The organism is Geminocystis sp. CENA526, from assembly GCF_050753365.1.
GTDB lineage: Bacteria > Cyanobacteriota > Cyanobacteriia > Cyanobacteriales > Cyanobacteriaceae > Geminocystis.
Genome location: NZ_JBLZFY010000264.1, coordinates 1 through 1,544, shown reverse-complemented (window position 1 = coordinate 1,544; position 1,544 = coordinate 1). Strand labels below are relative to the sequence as shown.

Annotated in this window: 2 protein-coding genes; one reads left to right on the top strand and one right to left on the bottom strand. The window is 32.7% G+C overall.

Going from position 1 to position 1,544, the window contains the following annotated elements; genetic code table 11:
* The coding region (locus ACN4EE_RS23275) for an aspartyl protease family protein (protein ID WP_431708889.1) at positions 1-634 on the top strand (634 nt) is incomplete at its 5' end.
* A 12-nt stretch (positions 635-646) separates the two neighbouring features.
* Here ACN4EE_RS23275 and ACN4EE_RS23270 read toward each other — a convergent pair.
* The coding region (locus tag ACN4EE_RS23270) for a glycosyltransferase family 4 protein (RefSeq protein ID WP_431708888.1) at positions 647-1,544 on the bottom strand (898 nt) is incomplete at its 5' end.

Below are 1,544 nucleotides of genomic sequence, written 5' to 3'. Positions count from 1 at the left end.
TAATAAATCTATTTTGATGGTTATGGAAAAACTCGATCGCTATCATAGTCCAAAGGAATGGTATCAGGCAAATAAAAAAGAACTAAAAAAATATCGTGGGCAATGGATTGCTTATACGAAAGAAGGAATTATTGCTCATCATCCCCATTGTAAGGAAATGTTTGCTCAAATTCCCGATCGAACGATCGATTTCGTCATTGAAAGAATTTATGAGACGGAATTTATCGAACCTTTGAAATTTCTACCGATTCGTTTCCGAAGTGTCAAAAAACACGACTGGCAACCTAAATATCAAGTAATTCTTAAAGCTACTCATTCTTCTCAAATTAATATATTAGTGGATTCAGGAGCTGATATAAGTCTTATTTCTCGACAGTTAGGAGAATCTTTAGGATTAACTAAATTACCCGAAGAATTAATTTTAGAAGGTGAAACAGTGGGAGGAAGTGTTAGTTATTTGTTAAGAAACTTAGAAATTTCGATCGACTCTCACCAGTTTACTGCTCCTTTTGCTTGGTTGCAAACCGATGAGTGTGAGGAAATTTTATTAGGTAGAGAAGTCGTATTCGATTTATTTGATATTGAATTCAAACAAGCGGAAGAAAAAATTATTTTTAAGTATAGAAACGAGTAGTGTGATTTAATACTATATAATTTCTTCCAAATAATTAGCTAGAGTTGCTTTAAATTTCTCAAAACCATAAATTTCTATGACTTTTTCCCTCAATTTTTCAGGTTGATACATTAAAGGATTTGGATAATTTCCCTGTAAAATAGTGATTAGAGTATTAGCTATTTCTTCGATGTCATCAGGATTAACTAACGCTCCTAATTCTCCATGACAAAGGGCATCTAAAGCGGCATCTTGGTTTCCACCTAGACAAGGTTTACCACAAGCCATTGCCTCTAAATAAACAATGCCAAAGCCTTCTCCTTTACTGGGCATGGCAAAAACATCACAGAGATTATAATAATCGCATAATTCTTCATCAGGAATAAATCCTGCTAGGGTGACGTAATTTTCTAGGTTTAAATCTTTAATTAATTGTTCAATTCTAGCTCGATCGTCTCCTTTTCCTACAATGATATAATGTACGTTGAGAATTTGAGTGATGATTTTAGGTAAAGATTGAATAACTTGATCAAATCCTTTATATTGTTCACTAGAGGAAAGTCGAGCTACGGTTAAAATAATTTTTGTCTCTGTTGATAATTGGTGTCTTTCTAATAAATAATTTGGTTTAGGTGTAATCTTGAATTTTTCATGATTAAAAGTGTTAGGTAAAACGAATATTTTTTCAGGGTTCAAATTTTGCTCTTTGATTAATCTATCTCTTGTGTAATGACTTACAGATAATATTCGATCGCACTCTTTTAAGGCTTTAATTAAAGAGGGTTTTTGAAGATTCCAAGCCTCGATACCGTGAGCGATCGTATAGTAGCGAATGCCATATAATCTTTTGAGAAGATGAGCAACGGGAATAAAATTAAGATGAGTAGTAATCACTAAATCTGGTTTATCCCAGATCGTATATATAATAATT